Origin of the sequence: Acinetobacter sp. YH01005 (genome assembly GCF_013420465.1) — a bacterium.
Lineage (GTDB): Bacteria > Pseudomonadota > Gammaproteobacteria > Pseudomonadales > Moraxellaceae > Acinetobacter > Acinetobacter amyesii.
Window position 1 is genome coordinate 135,572 of record NZ_VOYA01000008.1, and the last position, 21,011, is coordinate 156,582.

The window sequence follows — 21,011 nt, forward strand, 5'->3', positions numbered from 1 at the left end:
GATTAATCCAGTTATTTTTGCGTACTGACTTGAGTCATACGCGGAATTTTCGGTAGGTTTTCCATCGCTGGGTCGAGCTCGTCTTCCTGCGCATGTACCAAGAAATCCACCCGTTCGCGCAGTTGTTTAAATTCAGGACTCAGCATGAGTTCAGGATTACGAGGACGGGGTAAATCGACCTCAATAATTTCTTTAATTTCACCAGGATTGGCTTTGAGCGCCACAATACGATCCGCCAATAAAATGGCTTCATCCATATCATGGGTCACAAAAATGATGGTGATATCAATGTTTTGCCAAAGATCCATTAAATGTTTTTGCATTTTTTGACGGGTATGCGGGTCAAGCGCGCCAAACGGCTCATCCATCAATAATATTTTTGGTTCATTGACCAATGCGCGGGCAATAGCAACGCGCTGTTTCATCCCACCAGAAAGCTCATGCGGGTACTGATCTTGGTATTTTTCTAGACCAATAATATCAATCCATTCGCGGGCGCTGGATTCAGCCGAAGCATTGCTGGCACCTTTCATTAAAGGGCCGAACATCACATTTTCTTTGACGGTTTTCCATGGAAAAAGCGTGTAGCCTTGAAACACCATGCCACGCTCAGGGCTTGGGCCTTCAATGGCTTGGCCATCGACCAGCAATTCACCGCTACTGTAAGGGGCAATTCCAGCCACAATTCGGCTAAAGGTCGATTTACCGCAACCCGATGGGCCAATCACGCAGATAAATTCACGTTTATGAATCTTTAAATCCAACTGATTTAAAATAGTGCGTTCAGTTTTGCCGTGCTTAAAACTTTGTGTGAGTTTTTTTGCTTCTAAAATGACAGGGCGTGCATAAATTGCATCGAAATAAGTGGTGGCATTAAACTCTGTGCTGTTCATTATTTTGCTCCTGCTTTCCATTTAAATAGATGTTGTCCGAGTTTCATTAGCACCACATCGCATACCAAACCAATCACCCCAATGATGAGGATCGCGGCATAGACATTGTCAAAGTTTTGGTAACGCGCTTGTTGGGTGATAAACCACGTAATCCCAGAGGTTGTGCCAATCAGTTCAGAGACAATAAGATAGGTCCAAGCCCAACCCAGCAATACACGCAAGTCGCGGTAAATGTCGGGAAGCGCCGCCGGAATCACCACATAAAATAAGCTTTTCATTTTATTGGTGCCTAGCGTAAAACCTGCTTCGATCAAGCCACGGTCAACCATCCGTGTGGTATTGGCGATAATTAGAATTTGCTGAAATAGCGTACCAATCACGATAATGGCGATTTTAGGTGCATCATTAATGCCTAAAATCGCAACGGCTAAGGCGCCAAAAGCAGGAGCGGGCAAGTAGCGAAAAAATTCAACAAAAGGTTCGGTCAGTTGTGATATTTTTTGAGAAAAACCGCAAAGAATGCCGAGCGGAATACCGATGAGAGAGGCAATAAAAAAAGCGCTGAACACAATTTTAATACTGTGCCATAAGCTTTGATGAAACCATGGGGCATCAGGTTGGGCAGGCGGAGTAATAAAGGCCGTAACCAGCGCTTTTGCCACTTCATGCGGTGCAGGTAGATAGATTGGATTGACCAGTTTGCCTTGAGGTGGCGCTAAACCTGCATTGACCGCAGATTGCGCTTCGGCATAAAACACCGCTTTGTCGACACGGCTATCCACCTGAAAATAAGGCACACTGCCTGACTGCGTAATTTGCACCTGCGGATGCCATAAAAATGGCAAATAACTCACTGCACACCAAATAAGCACAGGAATTAAAAATGATCCTAAGCCAAGCAATAGCTTACTTTTTGGACTGAGCTCTCTTGCGACATAACCCATACTGACCAAGCCCCAATATTACTTTTTTAATAAAACGTAATACTGTTAAGCAATTAGAATGCCAAAGGCCTGTATGCCGTGATTTAACTGCAATTGATAAAGTTGAATGGACTAAATATCTGAAAAAGCCTGCCAAGGTAGCAGACAAAATGATTTTTTGGATCTAGAACAATGCCAAAATGTACTTTTATGGCGCAACTAATTGCTCAAATAGCTTTTTCATGCCTTCGCTGGCACCTGCTTTAATCAGTTCATATTGCTCAGGTACACGCTGATAATCTGCTTTCGGGTCAATATAAAATGCACGGCAGCTCGGTCGAATTTGGTGAATCAATCCAGCCACAGGGTAGACCGCTAAACTCGTACCAATCGCAATAAAAATATCCGCGCTTTGTACGCTTATGCTGGCATCGTCATAAGCTGGAACTGCTTCGCCAAACCACACCACATGGGGCCTGAGTGGATAACCAGCTGGGCATTTGTCTGTATCTAAATTTAAATCTGAACCTTCTACTTCAAATAGTTCTTCTGGGTGTGGAGCCTGAGGGCCAGAGCTTTTAGCGTAGCGAATATTACCATGCAAATGCAGCACATTTTGACTGCCTGCACGTTCGTGTAAGTCATCAATATTTTGAGTAATGACTTGAACATCAAAAAAATCATCGAGTTCTGCAATCAATTTATGCGCTGCATTTGGCTCTGCGGCTAAAATATGTTTACGGCGTTCATTATAAAATCGCTGTACTAAAGAAGGGTCACGTGCCCAAGCTTCAGGTGTGGCCACATCTTCAATACGATGCTGCTCCCAAAGACCATCACTGTCACGGAAGGTATTGATGCCGCTTTCTGCGCTCATGCCGGCACCTGAAAACACCACAATTTTTTGCATAGATATTTAGCCTTATATTTTAATTGATGAGTCCATTGCGTACGGTTGCATGTATTGAACGAATAATTCAGCGAATTTACTGTACTCAAAATATAGCGATTACTTCAACTTAGCTGATGCAATTCTTGTAGCACCCAATCGACAAATTTTTGTATTTGCGGTGAACTGTCTTGGCTCGAGTGGACTAAATAATATTTTCGGCTACCGTGCAATTTTTTATTTGATGCAATCACCAATTCTTTTTTTCTCAGTTCTGCTTCAATCAGCATTTGTGGAATGAGTGCCATACCCATGCCATGACTGGCTGCCACAGAAAGCATAGAAAATAGTTCATGTCGCTGACCATCAAATGGTTTGGGATGCTGAAGCTGATGGGCTTGAAACCATTCTTGCCAAATACTTGGACGGGTGGTTTGCTGTAATAAGGGCAATTGAAGTAACTCGTCATCGCTTAAATTAAAACTGTGATCATCGGTCATTTCCGCAAGTGAAAAGTTGTTTTCAATCAATTTGGGGGAACAAACGGGAACCACTTCTTCATCCATTAAATAATACGCTTGAATGCCCGGCCAATGCTCAATTTGCTGTTGCGTTCCTGCAAAAATCGCTGCGTCAAAGACATTTTCATTAAACAAAAAAGGTTTGGTACTGGTTTCCAAATGCACGGTAATTTCAGGATGCTGCACATTTAATTTATGTAATTTTGGCAACAGCCACCGTGTGGCAAAGGTTGGCACAACGCCAAGCTTTAAAGTACCGCCCAATCCTTTGTGCGTCATGATATCTGAGGTGCTTTTTTCGATGCCTTGCAAAAATGGTTTAATACTTTTTGCATATTGCTTGCCAGCTTCTGTGAGATCTACACCGTGACGTGTTCGGCTAAATAGCATGACACCTAAATATTCTTCAAGCTGTTGAATTTGTCGCGACACGGCACTTTGCGTAATAAATAACTCTTGAGAAGCATGCGTATAACTTGCGTGTTTCGCAGCAGATTCAAAGCAAATTAAGCTTTGCAATGACGGAATATTGCGCCGCATAGATAAAGTCCTTTTTATCGATAGGTATCACAAAATGGCATATAAGAATGATTTTCATATACCACTATAGTCTATAAATAAAGCAATCCGTAGTTCAAATCAGTGGCTAAAGTGCTTAACACGCTGTGAGCTATGCTCAGGTATGCGAAAGGCGCATATCTACATGCAAATTAATCGTTTGAATGAATCACTTTTCACACATAGCATCGAATAAAACAACGAAAACTTGAAAAAGCAGAGGATGCGATGAATCAAATGGTCAATGTAAAAAAAGCAAAAGTACAATTTAACTGGCAAGACCCATTTCTTTTGGAACAGCAATTAACTGAAGAAGAACGCATGATTCGCGATACTGCGCATGCATACTGTCAAGAGCGTTTACAGCCACGTGTACTCGAACAATTCCGCCATGAAAAAACCGATGCATCTATTTTCCGAGAAATGGGCGAACTGGGCTTGCTTGGCCCAACGATTCCAGAGCAATACGGCGGCGCAGGTCTAAACTATGTTAGTTATGGTCTCGTTGCACGTGAAATTGAATATGTGGATTCTGGCTACCGCTCAATGGCCAGCGTGCAAAGTTCTTTGGTGATGGTGCCAATTAATGAATTTGGCTCTGAAGAGCAAAAACAGAAATACCTACCAAAACTGGCAACAGGCGAATACATTGGCTGTTTTGGTTTAACTGAACCAGATCATGGCTCTGACCCAGGTAGCATGATTACTCGTGCAAAAAAGGTCGAAGGTGGCTATCGTCTCACGGGTGCAAAAATGTGGATTACCAACAGCCCAATTGCCGACGTGTTTGTTGTTTGGGCGAAAGAAGTATCGCCTGAAGGTAATGTTGGTGACATTCGTGGTTTTATTTTAGAAAAAGGCTGGGAAGGTCTATCTGCTCCTGCAATTCACGGTAAAATTGGCTTACGTGCATCGATTACCGGTGAAATTGTGATGGACAATGTCTTTGTCCCTGAAGAGAATGCTTTTCCAGAAGTACGTGGTTTAAAAGGTCCATTTACCTGTCTAAATAGTGCTCGTTATGGTATCGCTTGGGGTGCAATGGGCGCAGCTGAATTCTGCTGGCATACAGCGCACCAATACACCATGGACCGTAAACAGTTTGGCCGACCATTGGCGGCGAATCAGTTAATACAAAAGAAATTGGCGGATATGCAAACTGAGATTGCCTTGGGTCTACAAGCTGCGCTTCGCTTTGGGCGTATGAAAGATGAAGGTTTAGCTGCAGTAGAAGGCACATCACTCATTAAACGTAACAACTGTGGCAAGGCTTTAGATATTGCCCGTGTAGCGCGTGACATGATGGGCGGAAATGGTATTTCTGATGAGTTTGGTGTTGCCCGCCATTTGGTTAACCTCGAAGTCGTCAACACTTATGAAGGCACACATGATGTACATGCACTGATTCTAGGTCGTGCGCAAACAGGCATCGCGGCTTTTGGTAACTAATTGAATTATATATCGATAAGGTGCTCTGCATAGAGTGCCTTAGAGACTTTTTATGCAAAAATAAACTTAATCAATAAAGGATTCATCGTGAAACACTCTTGTAACTCTGTGCAATAGCCTGAGCAGTGATGAAATAAAAAGAATAAAAAAGGCAAATGTGCAGACATAGGAATGCCGATGACTCATTTGGGAAAATGAGGAACAAGGAAATGAATAACGAAATGCAAAACGGAGCAGGAACGCTCAAATTGCCTTCTAACGTGGGCACGATGCATCGGATTACCAGCAACACTTGGAAAATGGCCTTTATTTTTGCCTTTATTTCCTTGGTGATTGATGGTGTAGACATCATGTTGCTGTCATTCAGCCTGACCAGTTTAAAGGCTGAATTTGGTTTAAGTACATTTCAAGCTGGAATGCTCGGTAGTTCTTCTTTAGCAGGGATGGCGCTGGGTGGTATTTCGGGTGGATGGGCGTGCGATAAATTCGGCCGTGTGAAAACCATTGCTTGGTCGGTCGTATTTTTCTCGATCATGACCTGTATCTTAGGCTTTACCCAAAGCTATGAACAATTTTTAATTTTACGTTTTATTGGCGCTTTTGGACTGGGTTCTCTTTACATGGCGTGTAATACGCTCATGGCAGAATATGTGCCAACCAAATATCGAACAACGGTACTTGGGACTTTGCAAACCGGTCAAACCGTGGGTTATATCGTTGCAACGCTGCTGGCGGGTGCCATTATTCCAGATCACGGCTGGCGGATGCTATTTTATGTCACCATTATTCCTGCTGCTTTTGCCCTGATCTTTATGCGTTTTGTTCCTGAACCAAAATCTTGGCAGGAAGCAAAAATTGAGCAGCTAAAACGCCGTGAATTAAAACTTGAACCTGTACAGCAGCAAGCTGCAGTCAATCAAAATGCACCTTCTGAAAGTATTTATAAACGTATTTTTGGACACACTAATCATCGCAAAATGTTCTTCTTTTGGATGTCGACCGCTGCATTTCTACAATTCGGTTATTACGGTGTTAACAACTGGATGCCAACGTATCTAGAAACTGAACTCAGCATGAACTTTAAAGCCATGACTGGCTATATGGTAGGTGCATATACCGCCATGATTCTGGGTAAAATTTTAGCAGGCTATGCCGCTGACAAATTTGGACGTCGTATTACCTTTGTGTTTGGTACGGTAGCCACGGCAGCATTTTTACCGATCATCATTTTCTATAACACACCAAGCAACATTGCCTATTTACTCGTAACTTTCGGTTTCTTATACGGTATTCCATACGGTGTAAATGCAACTTATATGGCAGAAAGTTTCTCTACGGATGTACGCGGTACGGCTATTGGCGGTGCTTACAATATGGGGCGCTTAGGCGCAGCCATTGCACCTGCAACCATTGGTATGATTGCCGCTGGCGGATCATTCACTATGGCCTTTATTGTAATGGGTGCTGCGTACTTTATTGCAGGTGTTATTCCGGGCTTGTTCATTCGTGAACGCCAATATGACCCACAGCAAGCATCACTTTCTTCAGATGCGGAAAAAGAAAAACTGGCAAGTTTAGATATACATGTAGCTGATGCAGAGCAAAAAGCGTCTGCAAAAACTGCAACAGTAAAATAATTAAAAATATCTGTGCCATAGCTCAATCCTATGGCACATCTGGAGTGAACTATGGGTGCATTAAAAGGAATTCGTGTATTGGACTTAAGCCGTGTTTTGGCAGGTCCTTGGTGCGGTCAAATATTGGCGGATTTAGGTGCAGAGGTAATCAAAATTGAGCGTCCTAAAGTCGGGGATGATACCCGTATGTGGGGACCACCTTGGATGCCAAATCAGCAAGGTCAAGCGACGAAAGAATCAGGCTATTACCAATGTGCGAACCGTAATAAATATTCTGTAGCCATTGATATTGCCAGTGAAGAAGGGCAAACCCTAGTCCGTGAAATTGCCCAAACTGCAGATGTCGTGATTGAAAACTACAAAGCAGGTTCACTTGCTAAATATGGTTTGGACTATGCATCACTTAGTACGCTAAATCCAAATATCGTATATTGCTCAATTACTGGTTTTGGTCAGGATGGTCCACGTGCGGAAGAACCAGGCTATGACTTTATCATTCAAGGTATGTCCGGTTTGATGAGTATTACTGGTGAATCTGATGATGTAATCGGTGGTGGCGCACAAAAGGTGGGAGTCGCTGTAGTCGACATTCAGACCGGACTGTACTCAACGATTGCCATTCAGGCGGCATTGTTAGCACGGCAACATACTGGACGTGGTCAATATATTGATATGTCATTACTCGATGTACAGGTGGCGGCTTTGGCCAATCAAGGTATGAACTATTTGACCTCGGGTAAAGCACCCAAGCGTATGGGAAATAATCACCCGAATATTGTGCCGTATCAAACTTTTAAAGCCAAAGATAAGGAATTTATTATTGCCTGTGGTAATGACAAGCAATTTAAAGACTTGTGTATTGCGATTGGCTATAAAGAACTGCTAGATCAACCAAACTATTTACGTAATCAAGATCGGGTAAAGCACCGTGAAGAATTAATTCCATTATTGAGTGCCTATTTTCTCACTCAAGATGCTCAAGTTTGGGTCGATGCGATTCATGCGGTAAAAGTGCCAGTCGGTGTAATCAACTCTGTAGAAGACGCATTAAATGAACCACAAATTCAACACCGTCAAATGGTGGTGAATATTCCACATGCTTTAAATCATGATTTTAAAGTGATTGGATCACCGATGAAATTATCTGATACGCCTGTGGAATACCGTCATGCACCTCCACAGTTAGGGCAGCACACGACAGAAATTTTGTCCCAATATAGAACTGAAGCTGAATTAAATGAATTGGCTGCACAAGGCATCATTGATCAACTCAATCATCCTGCAGCTTAAAATTTCATGGGATTATTCTTCAAACTATTCTTCAATATATGGGCTTAAACGCCTATGTGGAATGAGTGGAGTTAAAAGTTTAGACCGAAGGACTCCAATACTTCGGTCTTTTTCAATATCAATATTCATTTACGGAGTGCTTTTAATGTTAATTTTCTAGTTAAAGTATAATTATTCATCAAAGCTTGGGCCTGCAATACGGTCTTTATTTTTTTGTATGAAAGAGATGTCCATACTTTTGCGCCTTGATATTTTTTCTTTAAGCTATAACTTTCAAATTCTGGATTATACACAAACCAATTTCCGCAATGCTGCACGCAATAAGCATTTATATGCCTATTTTTCAAGTCTACTAATTGCACAGAAAGATTTCGATACCATCTCCATTGACGAGAGTATAAGTCTTTATATCCTTAATACGCTGAGTTTTAACATCTGCATAAGAAATCGTAGAACTAAAGCCAATGATTAAACTAAAAAGTAATATTGATCCGTTTTTTATATAGATGAACCATTCTTCTAATTGTCCATTTATTTTAAGAACGGACATTAAATCAAAGCCTTCAAACGAAATAAAGCCCTGCACAATGGCAAGGCTCTATTTTAATAACATTACATTGAATTTGTTCAGCTGCATATTATTGCTGTATAAAATTCTGCAAAGCCTGATTAAATGCATCTGGCTGTTCAATGTTTGAAATATGCGATGCATTAATTTCAAATAATTGGCTATTTGCAATGTGTTCTTGCATAAATTGACCATCTGCAACTGTAGTTACAAGGTCTTGTTGACCTGCAATAATTAATACAGGTACGTGAATAGACGAGATTTCATTGCGTAAATCCGCTTTAGCCAAAGCTTCACAACAACTTGCATAACCTTCTGGGCTGCCAGCTCCGAGGTCGTTACTCAAAGATTGTACAGTTGCCGTGTTACTTTGGATAAAGGGTTCTGTAAACCATCGTGATGCTGCCGTTACTGCAATTGGTTTCAAACCTTGTTGACGGACTAACTGCGCACGTTCATTCCAAGCTGATTCTTGCCCAATTTTTGCAGCGGTATTGCATATAATGACATGGTTAAAGCGTTTAGGATGATGTATTGCAAGCCATTGGCCTGTTAAACCACCCATCGATATTCCACAAAATGTGGCCTGTTGAATATTTAAATGATCCAATAAATGGATGACATCTGTACCCAATTGATCAAGGCTATAAGGCCCTTGAGGGGCAGAAGATGCACCATGACCACGTGTATCATAACAAATGACAAAATAATCCTGCTGCAACGCCTCTATCTGAGGCTTCCACATGCTGAACTTTGTGCCTAAAGAATTAGAAAAGACAATCGCAGGTTGTGTGTGGTCACCAAAAGTTGCGTAATTAATCGTTGCATCATTGGATATGAATGTAGGCATATTTTGAATCCTTAATTTTATAAATCCCCTAAATCCCCCTATAAGAAGGAGGACTTTTATTGAGGATTAAACACGTTCAATAATCAAAGCGATGCCTTGACCGACACCAATGCACATCGAACAGAGGGCATATTGACCTGAAATTGCCTCAAGTTGATTTAACGCAGTCATCACTAAACGGGCTCCAGATGCACCTAAAGGATGCCCCAAAGCAATAGCGCCACCGTTTGGATTGACATGTTTAGCACCATCTTCCAAACCTAGTTCACGGGTAACCGCTAAGGCTTGAGCCGCAAAAGCTTCATTCAGCTCGATCACATCCATTTGTTCAAGGCTTAGACCTGTTTGAGCTAACAGCTTTTTGATGGCAGGCGCAGGACCAAAACCCATGATTTTGGGTTCAACACCCACCACCGTTGCTGCAATAATTTTGGCCCGTGGCTTTAACTTAAATTTGTTGACAGCATTATCTGAAGCAATCAGTAGTGCAGCTGCACCATCATTGATCCCTGAAGCATTGCCCGCAGTTACCGTCCCATCAGCTTTCACCACAGGTTTGAGTTTTGCTAAGCCTTCTGCTATCGTCGATGCACGTGGATGCTCATCTGTATCGACTATCAGTGGGTCGCCTTTACGCTGTGGAATGACTACAGGGATGATTTCTTTCTCAAAAAAACCATTGGCCTGTGCAGCGGCTGTACGGCGCTGACTTTCTAAGGCAAAAGCATCTTGATCAGCACGGTTAATGTTGAATTGTTCTGCCACATTTTCAGCGGTTTGAGGCATGGTTTCCACGCCATACATTTGCTTGAGTATTGGATTGATAAAACGCCAACCCATGGTGGTGTCTTCAATCTTTTGACTGCGTCCATAAGCACTTTCCGATTTACCCATAACAAAGGGCGCACGGGACATACTCTCTACACCGCCGGCAATAATTAAGTCTGCTTCATTTGCTTTAATTGCACGGGCTGCCATCGCAATCGCATCAAGTGATGAACCACAAAGTCGGTTTACAGTTGTAGCAGGAACTTGAAAAGGTACACCTGCAAGTAGCGACGACATTCGTGCAACATTACGGTTATCTTCACCGGCTTGGTTCGCGCAGCCGTAAATCACGTCATCAACTGACTCCCAAGCAATACTTGGATTTCGCTGCATCAGTGCCTTAATGGGTAAGGCACCTAGGTCGTCGGTACGCACTGCTGCTAAACCGCCCGCATAACGACCGAAAGGGGTGCGGATTGCATCAATAATATAGGCATTTTTCATTTTATAAATCCTAAAAACTCAGCTCCTCCCTTTTTAAAGAGAGGTTGGGAGGGATTTACAGGAAGTTAATTTTTTAATATTAATCCTCCCTAAATCCCTCCTTTAATCAAGGAGGGACTTTTTGCTTTAAGCTGTCGTATCAATCAGCTTAGCACCTGTCATTAACTGTAATTCGTCAAAGCTCAAGCCCTCGACTTTTTCAATCACTTTCAAACCTTCAACCGTCACATCAATGACGCACAAATCTGTGTAAATACGATCGACACATTGCAGGCCTGTGGCAGGATATGACAATTCAGCGACAATTTTCGGTTCACCTTTTTTGGTCACATGGTCTGTAGTAATAAAGACTTTTTTCGCCCCAACAGCCAAATCCATTGCACCACCTACAGCAGGAATTGCATCTGGCGCACCAGTATGCCAATTTGCTAAGTCACCATTTTGGGCAACCTGAAAAGCGCCTAATACTGCAATATCTAAATGACCGCCACGCATCATGGCAAAAGAGTCGCCATGGTGAAAAAAGCAGCCGCCCGTTTGCATGGTGACAAACTCTTTTCCTGCATTAATTAATTCAGGGTCTTCTTCGCCTTTAGCCGGAGGAGGACCAAAAGCTAAAAGGCCATTTTCTGAATGTAGAAAAACCTCTTTGTCTGTTGGCAAATAATTTGAAATTTTGGTGGGTAAGCCAATGCCTAAATTGACATAAGCGCCATCTGGAATATCTTGCGCAACACGTTCTGCAATTTGATCACGGGTTAATTTGGTATAGCTCATGGTTCTTTCCTCACGTGATTTATGCAGATTGCTCAAGCTGTGCAGGTTGAACAGCAACAACATGTTGTACAAAAATGCCAGGGGTAATAATGTGCTCTGGGTCCAATGCACCAAGTTCAACCACTTCTGAGACTTGAGCAATCGTCACATCTGCCGCCATGGCCATAATGGGGCCAAAATTACGCGCTGATTTGTTGTAAACCAAGTTGCCCCAGCGGTCGCCCTGATGAGCTTTGATTAAAGCAAAATCAGCTTTAATTGGATTTTCGAGGACGAAATCTTTGCCTTCATAATTGAGTGTAGGTTTGCCTTCTGCCAACAACGTACCAAAACCTGTTGGTGTATAAATTGGACCTAAACCCATGCCTGCCGCTTGAATACGGCAAGCCAAATTACCTTGTGGTACAAGCTCAAGTTCTATTTTTCCTGCACGGTATAGCTCATCGAACACCCAAGAGTCGGATTGGCGAGGGAAAGAACAGATCATCTTACGGACAGCACCAGCTTTGAGTAATTTAGCAAGTCCATAGTCACCATTACCTGCATTGTTGTTGACGATGATGAGATCTTTGATGCCAAGTTCAATCAGTCCATCAATCAGTTCAGCAGGCTGACCAGCCGTACCGAAGCCGCCAATCATAATGGTAGATCCATCCTTAATTTGAGAAAGTGCTTCTGTTAAGGAAGCGGTACTTTTATCAATCATGCTACGATCCTTCATCAAGAACGATAAAACTATTTACCTGACTAACCACTTCAGTCATGCAAGGCAGATAATCTTTTATTTCAAATATTTACAAACTTAAAAATGCAGATAAATGGATTCCAACTATGTGCTACCCAATTGGAATCCAATCACATCAGCTGTCATCACTACGAACAGAAGAGGGATGACGATTTAAAGCCATAACTTCAATATTCATATACGGGTAAAGGGGAAGCCCTTGTAAAATGTTGTGTAACTCTTCATTGCTTTCAACATCAAAAATACTGATATTTGAATATTGACCAGTGATACGCCAGATATGACGCCATTTGCCTTGACGTTGTAGATCTTGTGAATAAGCCTTTTCTACAGCTTTAATTTCATTGGCTTTTTCGACTGGCATATCTAATGGAATATTGACATCCATGCGTACTTGGTAAAGCATTTCTTACTCCTAGCTAAATGTTATTTACGACGTAAGTCATCAATTTTGTTTTCATCAATTTCAATCCCTAAACCTGCCGTGGTTGGAATCTTGAGTTCGAAATCTTGATATTGAAGTGGGGTTTTTAAAATTTCTTCAGTTAACAGCAATGGACCAAAAAGCTCAGTGCCATAAGCTAAATTGTCAAATGTAGAAAATGCATGTGCCGATGCAATAGTGCCTACAGGACCTTCAAGCATGGTTCCACCGTATAAATCGATACCCGCAAGTTTGGCGATTTTTGAAACCTCACAGCCTTCGATTAAACCGCCAGACTGTGCAACTTTGACTGCAAAAACAGAGGCAGAATTGTGCCGAGCAAGTTGATATGCCGTTTGAGGCCCCATCAGTGATTCATCTGCCATAATCCCAATATCAAAACGATGAGTTAAACGGCGCATCGCGTCAATGTTATCGATTGCGCAAGGCTGCTCAATCAGGTCAACACCACCATCTTGTAACAACTGAATGCCTTTAATGGCATCTAATTCAGACCATGCACGGTTAACATCCACACGTATAGAAATGTCTGAACCTAACGCTTTTTTAATAGCTAAAACATGCTCAACATCAGCTTCAACGGGGCGTGAACCTATTTTGAGTTTGAAAATATTGTGTCGTTTTGCCGCAATCATCTTTTGTGCTTCGGCAATGTCTTTTTCCGTATTGCCAGATGCAAGTACCCAAAGAACAGGCAAGCTGTCACGTAAACGGCCGCCCAATACTTCACTTAAGGGCAGATTTAAACGCTGCGCCAAAATATCGAGTAGCGCCGTTTGAATGGCACATTTAGCAAAGCGATTGCCGTTAATACTACGTTTAATAGCTTGCATGGTTTGAGCAACATTCAAACCAGTGAGAGTTTTCAGTAAAGGACTAAAATAAGTTTCAATATTGGTACGAATGCTTTCAGGGCTTTCTTCACCATAGCCTAGACCACCAATCGTCGTCGCTTCACCCCAACCGATATAACCATCTTCGGTGGTGATTTTAATCAAAACAAGGGTTTGCGTTTGCATGGTTGCAACAGCCATCTTGTGCGGACGGATTGTTGGGATTTCCACGAGCAGGGTTTCAATCGACTTATACATCTTGCGTATTTCTTATCTATCCAACTATTTATATACCCTAATTTAATGTAATATCTTTAACTAGAGCGATTTTGGTATTTTTAGATACTTAAAAGGTATATAAATGGAATTAAGGCACTTACGTTACTTTGTCACCGTGGTTGAAGAGCAAAGTATTACCAAGGCAGCAGAAAAATTATGTATTGCTCAGCCGCCTTTGAGCCGCCAAATTCAAAAGCTTGAAGAAGAACTGGGCATTACCTTGTTTGAGCGTGGTTCTAGACCCGTGAAAACCACAGAAGCTGGTATGTTCTTTTATGAGCATGCTGTACAGATATTGACGCATACCGCCCAGGCCAAAACCATGGCACAGCGAATTAATGCCGTCGATAAAACTGTCCGCATTGGTTATGTCAGTTCGCTTTTATACGCATTATTGCCGCAAATTATTTATCTATTTCGACAACGCAACCCAGATATTCATGTTGAACTCATAGAATGTGGTACACGCGACCAGATTGAAGCCTTAAAAACCGGTCGAATCGATATTGGTTTTGGACGACTTCGCTTAACCGATCCGTCCATTAAACGTATTTTATTAAGAAAAGAAGCGCTACGTTTAGCTATTCATAAAAATCATCATTTGGCTGAATTTAAAGACAAAGGCATTTATCTTTCTCAAATTTTAGATGAACCAATTTTTGCCTATCCAACGACACCGAAACCGAATTTTTCCACGCTCATTCAATCGATATTTACCGAATTAGGACTTGTACCTAAACATTTAACCGAAGTGCGTGAAATTCATATGGCTTTGGGCTTAGTGGCGTCGGGAGAGGGCATTTCCTTGATTCCTGAAAGTGCCAGTGATATTGGCATGAAAAATTTGATGTACATCCCAATCTTAGATTTGGAAGCCTATAGTCCAATCTCTTTGTCAGTACGAAATATGGATCATAGTAATTACATTCCAAAGATACTGGATTGCATTCGTGAAGTCTTCGTTGAAGAAAATATCGACTTACACGCCATCGATGCAGATGCATAACTAATCAAGGTTTCATGGTCGATGTAACACAAGATCCACTATTCAGATGATAGGGTCTTATGGAATATCAATCACTTCAGCCCAAAGCATCCTGATAAATACAAGATTGTGCTATTTCAAAAACCTTTTCATCTTCAATATTTAATTGATCATATTGCTGCATTTTTTGAATCATCCATTCAAAGTCTGAAGTTTGTGGCGCTTGGGTCTTGCCAAAATTTTGAATGATGCTTTTGATCCGATGAAAAGCCTCGACGTGAATCTGCTCAGAACAATCAAAACGGATGATGTGATATTGCTTTAACAAAGAAAATATTTCTGAGAAATGTGTTTGTTGAAGTAGATCGTTTTGTGCTTTTTGGATGGCAAGATTGATCGCCTTTAAGGTATTGGGATGTTTTTCTGCCCAATCATGAGTAAAAGCCAAAACCTTATCTGGTATAGGCTTAATAATATCTTGGCTATTGACGATGATACGACTATAGCCTTGTATTTCAGCTTGCGTATTCCACGGCTCTCCGACACAGAATCCATCAATTCGTTGCGTTGATATTGCTTCCACCATATAAGGCGGTGGTAGAGTTGAAAAGGTCTGCGTTTGAGCGAGTTCTGTGTCGGCAAGTGCCAACCATTCTCTTAAAATATAATGATGAATCGAATGCTGAAAAACATGCGCCAACTGAATCGTTTGATTCTGCTTTATCGCAGATACGATTTTCTCTGCTGAATTAATTGGTAGATCTAATGCATGGATCTTTAATTCATAGTAGAGCTTTTGACTCAGACTAATATAAGCGCAATTGGTACTGAGCGTTAGTGAGGTTTGTAAGGGGATGCCGAGATGGTCTTTGCCCGTCACAGACGCAGGCAGCATGGCCGATAAACAGTGTGCTGCATCTAAAAAACCAAAAGCTAGACGGTCACGTAAACTTGCCCAAGACGGTTCTTGAGTTAGTGTGACATTCAAGCCTTGTTCAGCAAAATACCCTTGATGTTCTGCCCAGAGCAAAGCAACACAGTCAAGTAAAGGAATATAGCCCAATTGAATATCAGTTTTTTCAAGCTTTTGCATGGTTTATTCCTTAAATTGAGACTGTAACAGCGCTTGCGCATCAAGCAGTCGGCGCGCCATTTCACCCATCGTCATACGGTGACTCATGGCATTTTTTCTCAGCAAATTAAATGCTTGATCTTCGGTTAAACCATGCATTTGTATTAAAAGCACTTTGGCTTTTTCAATATCTTTTCGATCGGCCAATTTGCACTTGGTTTCAGCCAAATCATTCAGCAGTTTTTTATGCTTTTTATATTGTTCAATCGAAATTTCTAAAATGCTATTCAAACGTGCAGGGTCAATACCATCGACAATATATGCCGTGACACCCGCATCAATCGCGCTTCGGATGATTTCAAGACTCGAATTTTTAGTGAACAGAACAGTCGGTAAGTCAAATTGGCTGACACAGCTTTCAATGACATCGCGATGTGGATGATCCATATCCAATAAAATCACATCTGCCTGAATATTTTGCAGATATGACATATTTAAATGATCAATCATGAAACTGGCGACCACATCAAAGTCATGTTGAATTAATGAGGCTTGAATAAATTCAGCGCGTTCTTGATCATCATCAATTAGGGCTATTTTTAGTTTTGGCATGCAAACGCTCAGACAGAGCCAAACAAATACGTATTGAGTTTTCTAAGCAATTTAAATGCCAAATTTTAAGACAATACAAAATATAAATCTGCTTCTAAATTTTAGCTTGGTTATATGCACATTTTAAAATTGAACCATTTCCGTGCACTGATCTTGTGCAGGGCTGAACCACGTTTGAACATTCAGCCGCATCTCTATAGGCATATTGACTATCTATTTACCTTAATTCGCTTATTTTCGGATAGATCGGCGCTCAATGCTTAAATATAGAGATGAAATTTACGATTGAAATAAAAACTTGGCACGTATCGTGCTTAATACTTATTGAGTCAAAGAAGACTCTAAAAATTTGTTAGACGGCCAACGACGTCCGTTCTGATCGACTCTGTTATGTGTTAGCGACATAACCGAGTAATTCATGCGTTCAGTTCAGTCAGGAGAAGGTTATGTCTTCAAATTTAAATGCCAAAAAAGCCACAAAAATAAGTCTATTTAATTTTTCTTCAGCAGCAATGCGGGCCTTCCACATGAGTTGGCTCGCATTCTTTGTTTGCTTCTTTGCATGGTTTGCCTGTGCACCGTTGATGCCAGTGATTGCTGGCGAATTTCACCTCACGAAAGATCAAATTGCCAATATTAATATTGCCGCTGTTGCGATCACGATTTTAGTCCGTCTGATCGTTGGTCCTTTATGTGATAAATATGGCCCGCGTAAAACCTATACAGCTTTATTAGTCATCGGCAGTATTCCAGTCTTTGGTGTCGCTTCTGCGAGCAGCTATGAATCCTTTCTTTTCTTCCGCTTGCTGATCGGCGCGATTGGCGCAAGCTTCGTCATCACTCAATACCATACAAGCATTATGTTTGCGCCTAATGTTGTGGGTACAGCCAATGCTGCAACAGCAGGCTGGGGCAATGCAGGCGGCGGTGCAACTCAAGCCCTTATGCCTTTACTGCTTGGCGCACTCGTTATGTTTGGTGTAGAGCAAGCGATGGGCTGGCGTATTGCGCTGATTGTACCCGGTGTGATGATGCTGATTGTTGGTGTGCTTTACTGGAAGTTCACACAAGACTGTCCGCAAGGCAACTTTAAAGAACTTCGCGAACAAGGCATCAGTGTTGGCAGTGACAAAAAAGGCGGCTTGGCAATTCTAATGCATGCAGCACGCAATTACCGTGTATGGATTCTATTTGGCGCTTACGCAGCTTGTTTCGGTATTGAAATCTTTATTCACAACATTGTAGCAATGTACTACGTCGACCATTTCAGCTTTGGATTAAAAGAGGCGGGTATGGCAGCAGGTATCTTTGGTTTGCTTGCATTGTTTGCTCGTGCGCTTGGCGGCATTGTTTCGGACAAAGTCGCGACTAAAAAAGGCTTAGATGGCCGTACCAAAGTGTTATTTGCCATGATTCTGCTAGAAGGCTTATTCCTGATTGTCTTCTCACAAATGAATACTGCAGTGCTTGCAATCCTTGCAATGACAGTCTTTGCGCTCTTCACCCATATGGCGTGCGGCGCAACCTATGCCTTGGTGCCATTCATTGACCGTGATGCTTTAGGCGGCGTGGCAGGCATTATCGGCGCAGGCGGTAACGTAGGTGCAGTGGCTGCAGGTTTTTTGCTTAAAGGCATGCTGGATATACAAACCACGCTAATGGTGCTTGGCGGTTTGGTGGTGATTGCAGCCAGCTGTGTACTGATGATCCGCTTTTCTGTAGAGCATAAAGAAAAAGAACAGCGTTTGTTTGAACAAGCTGTGAATGAAAGAAATCTAGCTGAAGCTCAAAACTAATACTGAAAGTTGCCTCTAAACAAAACATAGCGCTTTAGGGGCAAACAAAAAAAAATTGCGGAGTAAGAATATGAAAATCATCATGATTGGACATGGCATGGTTGGCCACAAGTTTATCGAATCTGTACTGGAACACGCAGGTGATGATGTTGAATTAACCATTTTGGCTGAAGAGCCGCGTTTAGCCTATGACCGTGTGCATTTAACTGAATATTTCAGCGGTAAATCGGCTAAAGATTTAACCCTATGCCGCAGCGACTTTGCCGATGCATACGGTATAGATTTACGCCTTAGCACCAAAGCGGTTGAAATTGATCAGCGCAATAAAACGGTCACAACCAATCACGGTGATATTCTTTCTTTTGACAAGCTAGTGCTCGCAACAGGTTCATACGCTTTTGTGCCACCAATTCCAGGCAATGAACGTGAAAACTGCTTTGTGTACCGTACCATTGAAGACTTGGATGCCATCCGTGCCGCAAGCTTGAATGCTAAAACAGGTGTGGTGATCGGCGGCGGTTTATTGGGTCTAGAAGCAGCAAAAGCGCTGCGTGATTTAAACTTAGAAACCCATGTTGTTGAATTTGCACCACGCTTAATGGCAGTTCAGATTGATGATCTAGGCGGTAAAGTTTTACGCTCAAAAATTGAAAATCTAGGTGTTAAAGTCCATACGCAAAAAGCAACATCTTGCATTGAAGACGGTGCAAATACGAAGCATGTAATGAAGTTTGGTGATGGTTCTGAACTGGAAACCGACATCATCTTATTCTCTGCAGGTATCCGCCCACGCGATGAATTAGCGCGCCAAAGCGGTTTAGCCATTGGTGAGCGTGGCGGAATTGCGATTAATGACTATTGCCAAACTTCAAACCCTGACATTTATGCCATTGGTGAATGTGCGCTTTGGCAAAATAAAATTTATGGCCTGGTTGCGCCGGGCTATGACATGGCGCGTATTGCAGCAAAGCATGTGATGGAACAAAACTGCACGCTTTTCGCTGGTGCAGATATGAGCACCAAGCTGAAACTGATGGGAGTTGATGTTGCATCTGTAGGCGATGCGCATGCAATGACACCAAATTCTTTAAGCTATTTCTATGCAGATGAAGCAGCTCAGGTTTATAAAAAAATAGTCGTGAATGCAGAGAAAACTAAGCTGCTAGGTGCAGTATTGGTGGGCTGTGCTAAAGAATACAATGACCTGCTGCAAATGATGCTGAATGGCTTAGAAGTTCCAGAAAGCCCAGAAAGCCTAATCATGCCTGGCTATGCACAATCTGCAGGTAAATCGGGCGGAAGCGGTGTCGATCTGTTGCCAGACAGCGCAACGATTTGTTCATGTAACAACGTCTCTAAAGCAGACATTTGTTCAGCCATTGCTGACGGATCGACTTCTTTAGGCGCATTGAAAAAATGCACCAAAGCTGCAACAGCTTGCGGCGGCTGTGCACCATTAGTCACTCAAGTCCTCAAATCTGAGCTTCAGCGTCAAGGTGTCACTGTAAATAACCATTTATGTGAACACTTTGCTTATTCACGCCAAGAGCTCTATCACTTGGTACGTGTGAACGAAATCAAAACCTTTGATGACCTGATTCAACAGCATGGCCATGGTTTAGGCTGTGACATCTGTAAACCGACGGCAGCCAATATCCTAGCGTCATGCTGGAATGACTTTGTACTTAAACCAAGCCATGCAGGCTTGCAAGACAGTAATGACTACTACCTAGGCAACATACAAAAAGACGGCTCTTATTCAGTCGTGCCACGTATGGCAGGCGGTGAAGTTACTCCGGATGGATTAATTGCCGTAGGTCAAATTGCGAAAGAATATGGTCTATATACCAAACTGACAGGTGGTCAGCGTGTCGATATGTTTGGTGCACAAGTGCATCAGTTGCCTGAAATTTGGGAAAAATTGATTGCTGCAGGTTTTGAGTCTGGTCATGCATACGGTAAATCATTGCGTACAGTGAAATCATGTGTCGGCAGTACTTGGTGCCGCTATGGCGTAGACGACTCTGTGGGTTTGGCGATTTATTTAGAGAACCGCTACAAAGGCCTGCGTTCACCGCATAAATTGAAAATGGCAGTATCAGGCTGTACCCGTGAATGTGCTGAAGCGCAAAGTAAAGATGTTGGCGTGATTGCGACTGAAAAAGGCTGGAACCTTTATGTATGCGGCAACGGCGGTATGAAGCCGCGTCACGCAGAGCTTTTGGCATCAGACTTAGATACGCAAACATTGATCAAATACATTGACCGTTTCTTTATGTTCTACATTCAAACAGCAGACCGTTTGCAGCGTACTTCTGTATGGCGCGACAACATGGAAGGCGGTTTAGATTACCTGAAAGATGTCGTTGTGAATGATTCGCTTGGCGTAGCTGCTGAACTTGAACGCCGTATGAGCCATGTTGTGGGTACATATCAAGATGAATGGCGTACTGCTGTAGAAGATCCTGAAGTACGTAAACGCTTTGTGACTTTCGTGAATGCAAAAGCAGAACAGCAAAATGATCCGCATATTCAGTTTGCATCCGTTCGCGGTCAAATCAGACCCAAAACAGAAGCTGAACGCGATACGACACGCATTCCAGTGGTTGAAGCTTAA

The 21,011-nt window shown here is 42.3% G+C and carries 19 protein-coding genes; 6 read left to right on the forward strand and 13 right to left on the reverse strand.

Going from position 1 to position 21,011, the window contains the following annotated elements; all coding sequences use genetic code 11:
* Nucleotides 1–11 precede the first annotated feature (11 nt).
* From FTT72_RS07835 to FTT72_RS07850, 4 genes are all read right to left on the reverse strand, one after another.
* Complete coding sequence (locus FTT72_RS07835) at nucleotides 12–893, reverse strand: ABC transporter ATP-binding protein (protein ID WP_180178153.1); 882 nt, start codon at nucleotides 891–893, stop codon at nucleotides 12–14.
* Nucleotides 893–1,837, reverse strand: a complete 945-nt coding sequence (locus FTT72_RS07840) for an ABC transporter permease (protein ID WP_180042181.1) — start codon at nucleotides 1,835–1,837, stop codon at nucleotides 893–895. Before FTT72_RS07840 ends, FTT72_RS07835 begins: the two co-directional genes overlap by 1 nt.
* Before the next feature lie 187 nt (nucleotides 1,838–2,024).
* Entirely contained in the window at nucleotides 2,025–2,726 is a 702-nt protein-coding gene (locus tag FTT72_RS07845) for a Sir2 family NAD-dependent protein deacetylase (protein WP_180116967.1), read from the reverse strand.
* Nucleotides 2,727–2,830: 104 nt separating this feature from the next.
* On the reverse strand, nucleotides 2,831–3,766 hold the full coding sequence (locus tag FTT72_RS07850; protein ID WP_180178154.1) for a LysR substrate-binding domain-containing protein: 936 nt from the start codon (nucleotides 3,764–3,766) through the stop codon (nucleotides 2,831–2,833).
* Nucleotides 3,767–4,012: 246 nt separating this feature from the next.
* Here FTT72_RS07850 and FTT72_RS07855 point away from each other — a divergent pair, with 246 nt between their 5' ends.
* The 3 genes from FTT72_RS07855 to FTT72_RS07865 all read left to right on the forward strand — a co-directional run bounded on the left by FTT72_RS07855 (nucleotide 4,013) and on the right by FTT72_RS07865 (nucleotide 8,160).
* Nucleotides 4,013–5,233, forward strand: a complete 1,221-nt coding sequence (locus FTT72_RS07855) for an acyl-CoA dehydrogenase (protein WP_180178155.1) — start codon at nucleotides 4,013–4,015, stop codon at nucleotides 5,231–5,233.
* 209 nt (nucleotides 5,234–5,442) lie between these two features.
* Nucleotides 5,443–6,870, forward strand: coding sequence for an MFS transporter (locus FTT72_RS07860; protein ID WP_180178156.1), 1,428 nt, complete (start codon nucleotides 5,443–5,445; stop codon nucleotides 6,868–6,870).
* Nucleotides 6,871–6,921: 51 nt separating this feature from the next.
* The gene (locus FTT72_RS07865) at nucleotides 6,922–8,160 is read left to right on the forward strand and encodes a CaiB/BaiF CoA-transferase family protein (RefSeq protein WP_180178157.1); all 1,239 of its coding nucleotides are present in this window, start codon (nucleotides 6,922–6,924) and stop codon (nucleotides 8,158–8,160) included.
* 125 nt (nucleotides 8,161–8,285) lie between these two features.
* On the opposite strand, the gene FTT72_RS16290 is transcribed toward FTT72_RS07865, so the two are convergent.
* The 7 genes from FTT72_RS16290 to FTT72_RS07900 all read right to left on the reverse strand — a co-directional run bounded on the left by FTT72_RS16290 (nucleotide 8,286) and on the right by FTT72_RS07900 (nucleotide 13,908).
* Complete coding sequence (locus FTT72_RS16290) at nucleotides 8,286–8,453, reverse strand: hypothetical protein (RefSeq protein ID WP_257233413.1); 168 nt, start codon at nucleotides 8,451–8,453, stop codon at nucleotides 8,286–8,288.
* A 345-nt stretch (nucleotides 8,454–8,798) separates the two neighbouring features.
* Nucleotides 8,799–9,578 carry a 3-oxoadipate enol-lactonase gene (pcaD, locus tag FTT72_RS07875; RefSeq protein ID WP_180178158.1) on the reverse strand — a complete coding sequence of 260 codons (780 nt, stop codon included), beginning with the start codon at nucleotides 9,576–9,578 and terminating at the stop codon, nucleotides 8,799–8,801.
* Nucleotides 9,579–9,644: 66 nt separating this feature from the next.
* Complete coding sequence (gene pcaF / locus FTT72_RS07880) at nucleotides 9,645–10,850, reverse strand: 3-oxoadipyl-CoA thiolase (protein WP_180178159.1); 1,206 nt, start codon at nucleotides 10,848–10,850, stop codon at nucleotides 9,645–9,647.
* Between the two features lie 126 nt (nucleotides 10,851–10,976).
* On the reverse strand, nucleotides 10,977–11,627 hold the full coding sequence (locus FTT72_RS07885; protein WP_180178160.1) for a 3-oxoacid CoA-transferase subunit B: 651 nt from the start codon (nucleotides 11,625–11,627) through the stop codon (nucleotides 10,977–10,979).
* Between the two features lie 19 nt (nucleotides 11,628–11,646).
* Nucleotides 11,647–12,333 carry a 3-oxoacid CoA-transferase subunit A gene (locus FTT72_RS07890; protein WP_078193765.1) on the reverse strand — a complete coding sequence of 229 codons (687 nt, stop codon included), beginning with the start codon at nucleotides 12,331–12,333 and terminating at the stop codon, nucleotides 11,647–11,649.
* A gap of 154 nt (nucleotides 12,334–12,487) precedes the next feature.
* A complete protein-coding gene (gene catC / locus FTT72_RS07895) occupies nucleotides 12,488–12,778 on the reverse strand; it encodes a muconolactone Delta-isomerase (RefSeq protein ID WP_180021835.1) in 291 nt (96 codons plus the stop codon).
* Between the two features lie 20 nt (nucleotides 12,779–12,798).
* Entirely contained in the window at nucleotides 12,799–13,908 is a 1,110-nt protein-coding gene (locus tag FTT72_RS07900; protein ID WP_180178161.1) for a muconate/chloromuconate family cycloisomerase, read from the reverse strand.
* Nucleotides 13,909–14,011: 103 nt separating this feature from the next.
* Between FTT72_RS07900 and catM the strand changes: the two genes are divergently transcribed.
* Nucleotides 14,012–14,935 (forward strand): cis,cis-muconate-binding transcription regulator CatM, encoded by a 924-nt coding sequence (catM, locus tag FTT72_RS07905; RefSeq protein ID WP_180109353.1) that lies wholly within the window; start codon nucleotides 14,012–14,014, stop codon nucleotides 14,933–14,935.
* Between the two features lie 76 nt (nucleotides 14,936–15,011).
* On the opposite strand, the gene FTT72_RS07910 is transcribed toward catM, so the two are convergent.
* Both FTT72_RS07910 and FTT72_RS07915 read right to left on the reverse strand, forming a co-directional pair.
* A complete protein-coding gene (locus FTT72_RS07910) occupies nucleotides 15,012–16,007 on the reverse strand; it encodes an ABC transporter substrate-binding protein (protein WP_180059975.1) in 996 nt (331 codons plus the stop codon).
* 3 nt (nucleotides 16,008–16,010) lie between these two features.
* Complete coding sequence (locus tag FTT72_RS07915) at nucleotides 16,011–16,598, reverse strand: ANTAR domain-containing response regulator (RefSeq protein ID WP_078190882.1); 588 nt, start codon at nucleotides 16,596–16,598, stop codon at nucleotides 16,011–16,013.
* A gap of 446 nt (nucleotides 16,599–17,044) precedes the next feature.
* Between FTT72_RS07915 and FTT72_RS07920 the strand changes: the two genes are divergently transcribed.
* The gene (locus FTT72_RS07920; protein WP_180178162.1) at nucleotides 17,045–18,394 is read left to right on the forward strand and encodes an MFS transporter; all 1,350 of its coding nucleotides are present in this window, start codon (nucleotides 17,045–17,047) and stop codon (nucleotides 18,392–18,394) included.
* Between the two features lie 70 nt (nucleotides 18,395–18,464).
* On the forward strand, nucleotides 18,465–21,011 hold the full coding sequence (nirB, locus tag FTT72_RS07925) for a nitrite reductase large subunit NirB (protein ID WP_218953479.1): 2,547 nt from the start codon (nucleotides 18,465–18,467) through the stop codon (nucleotides 21,009–21,011).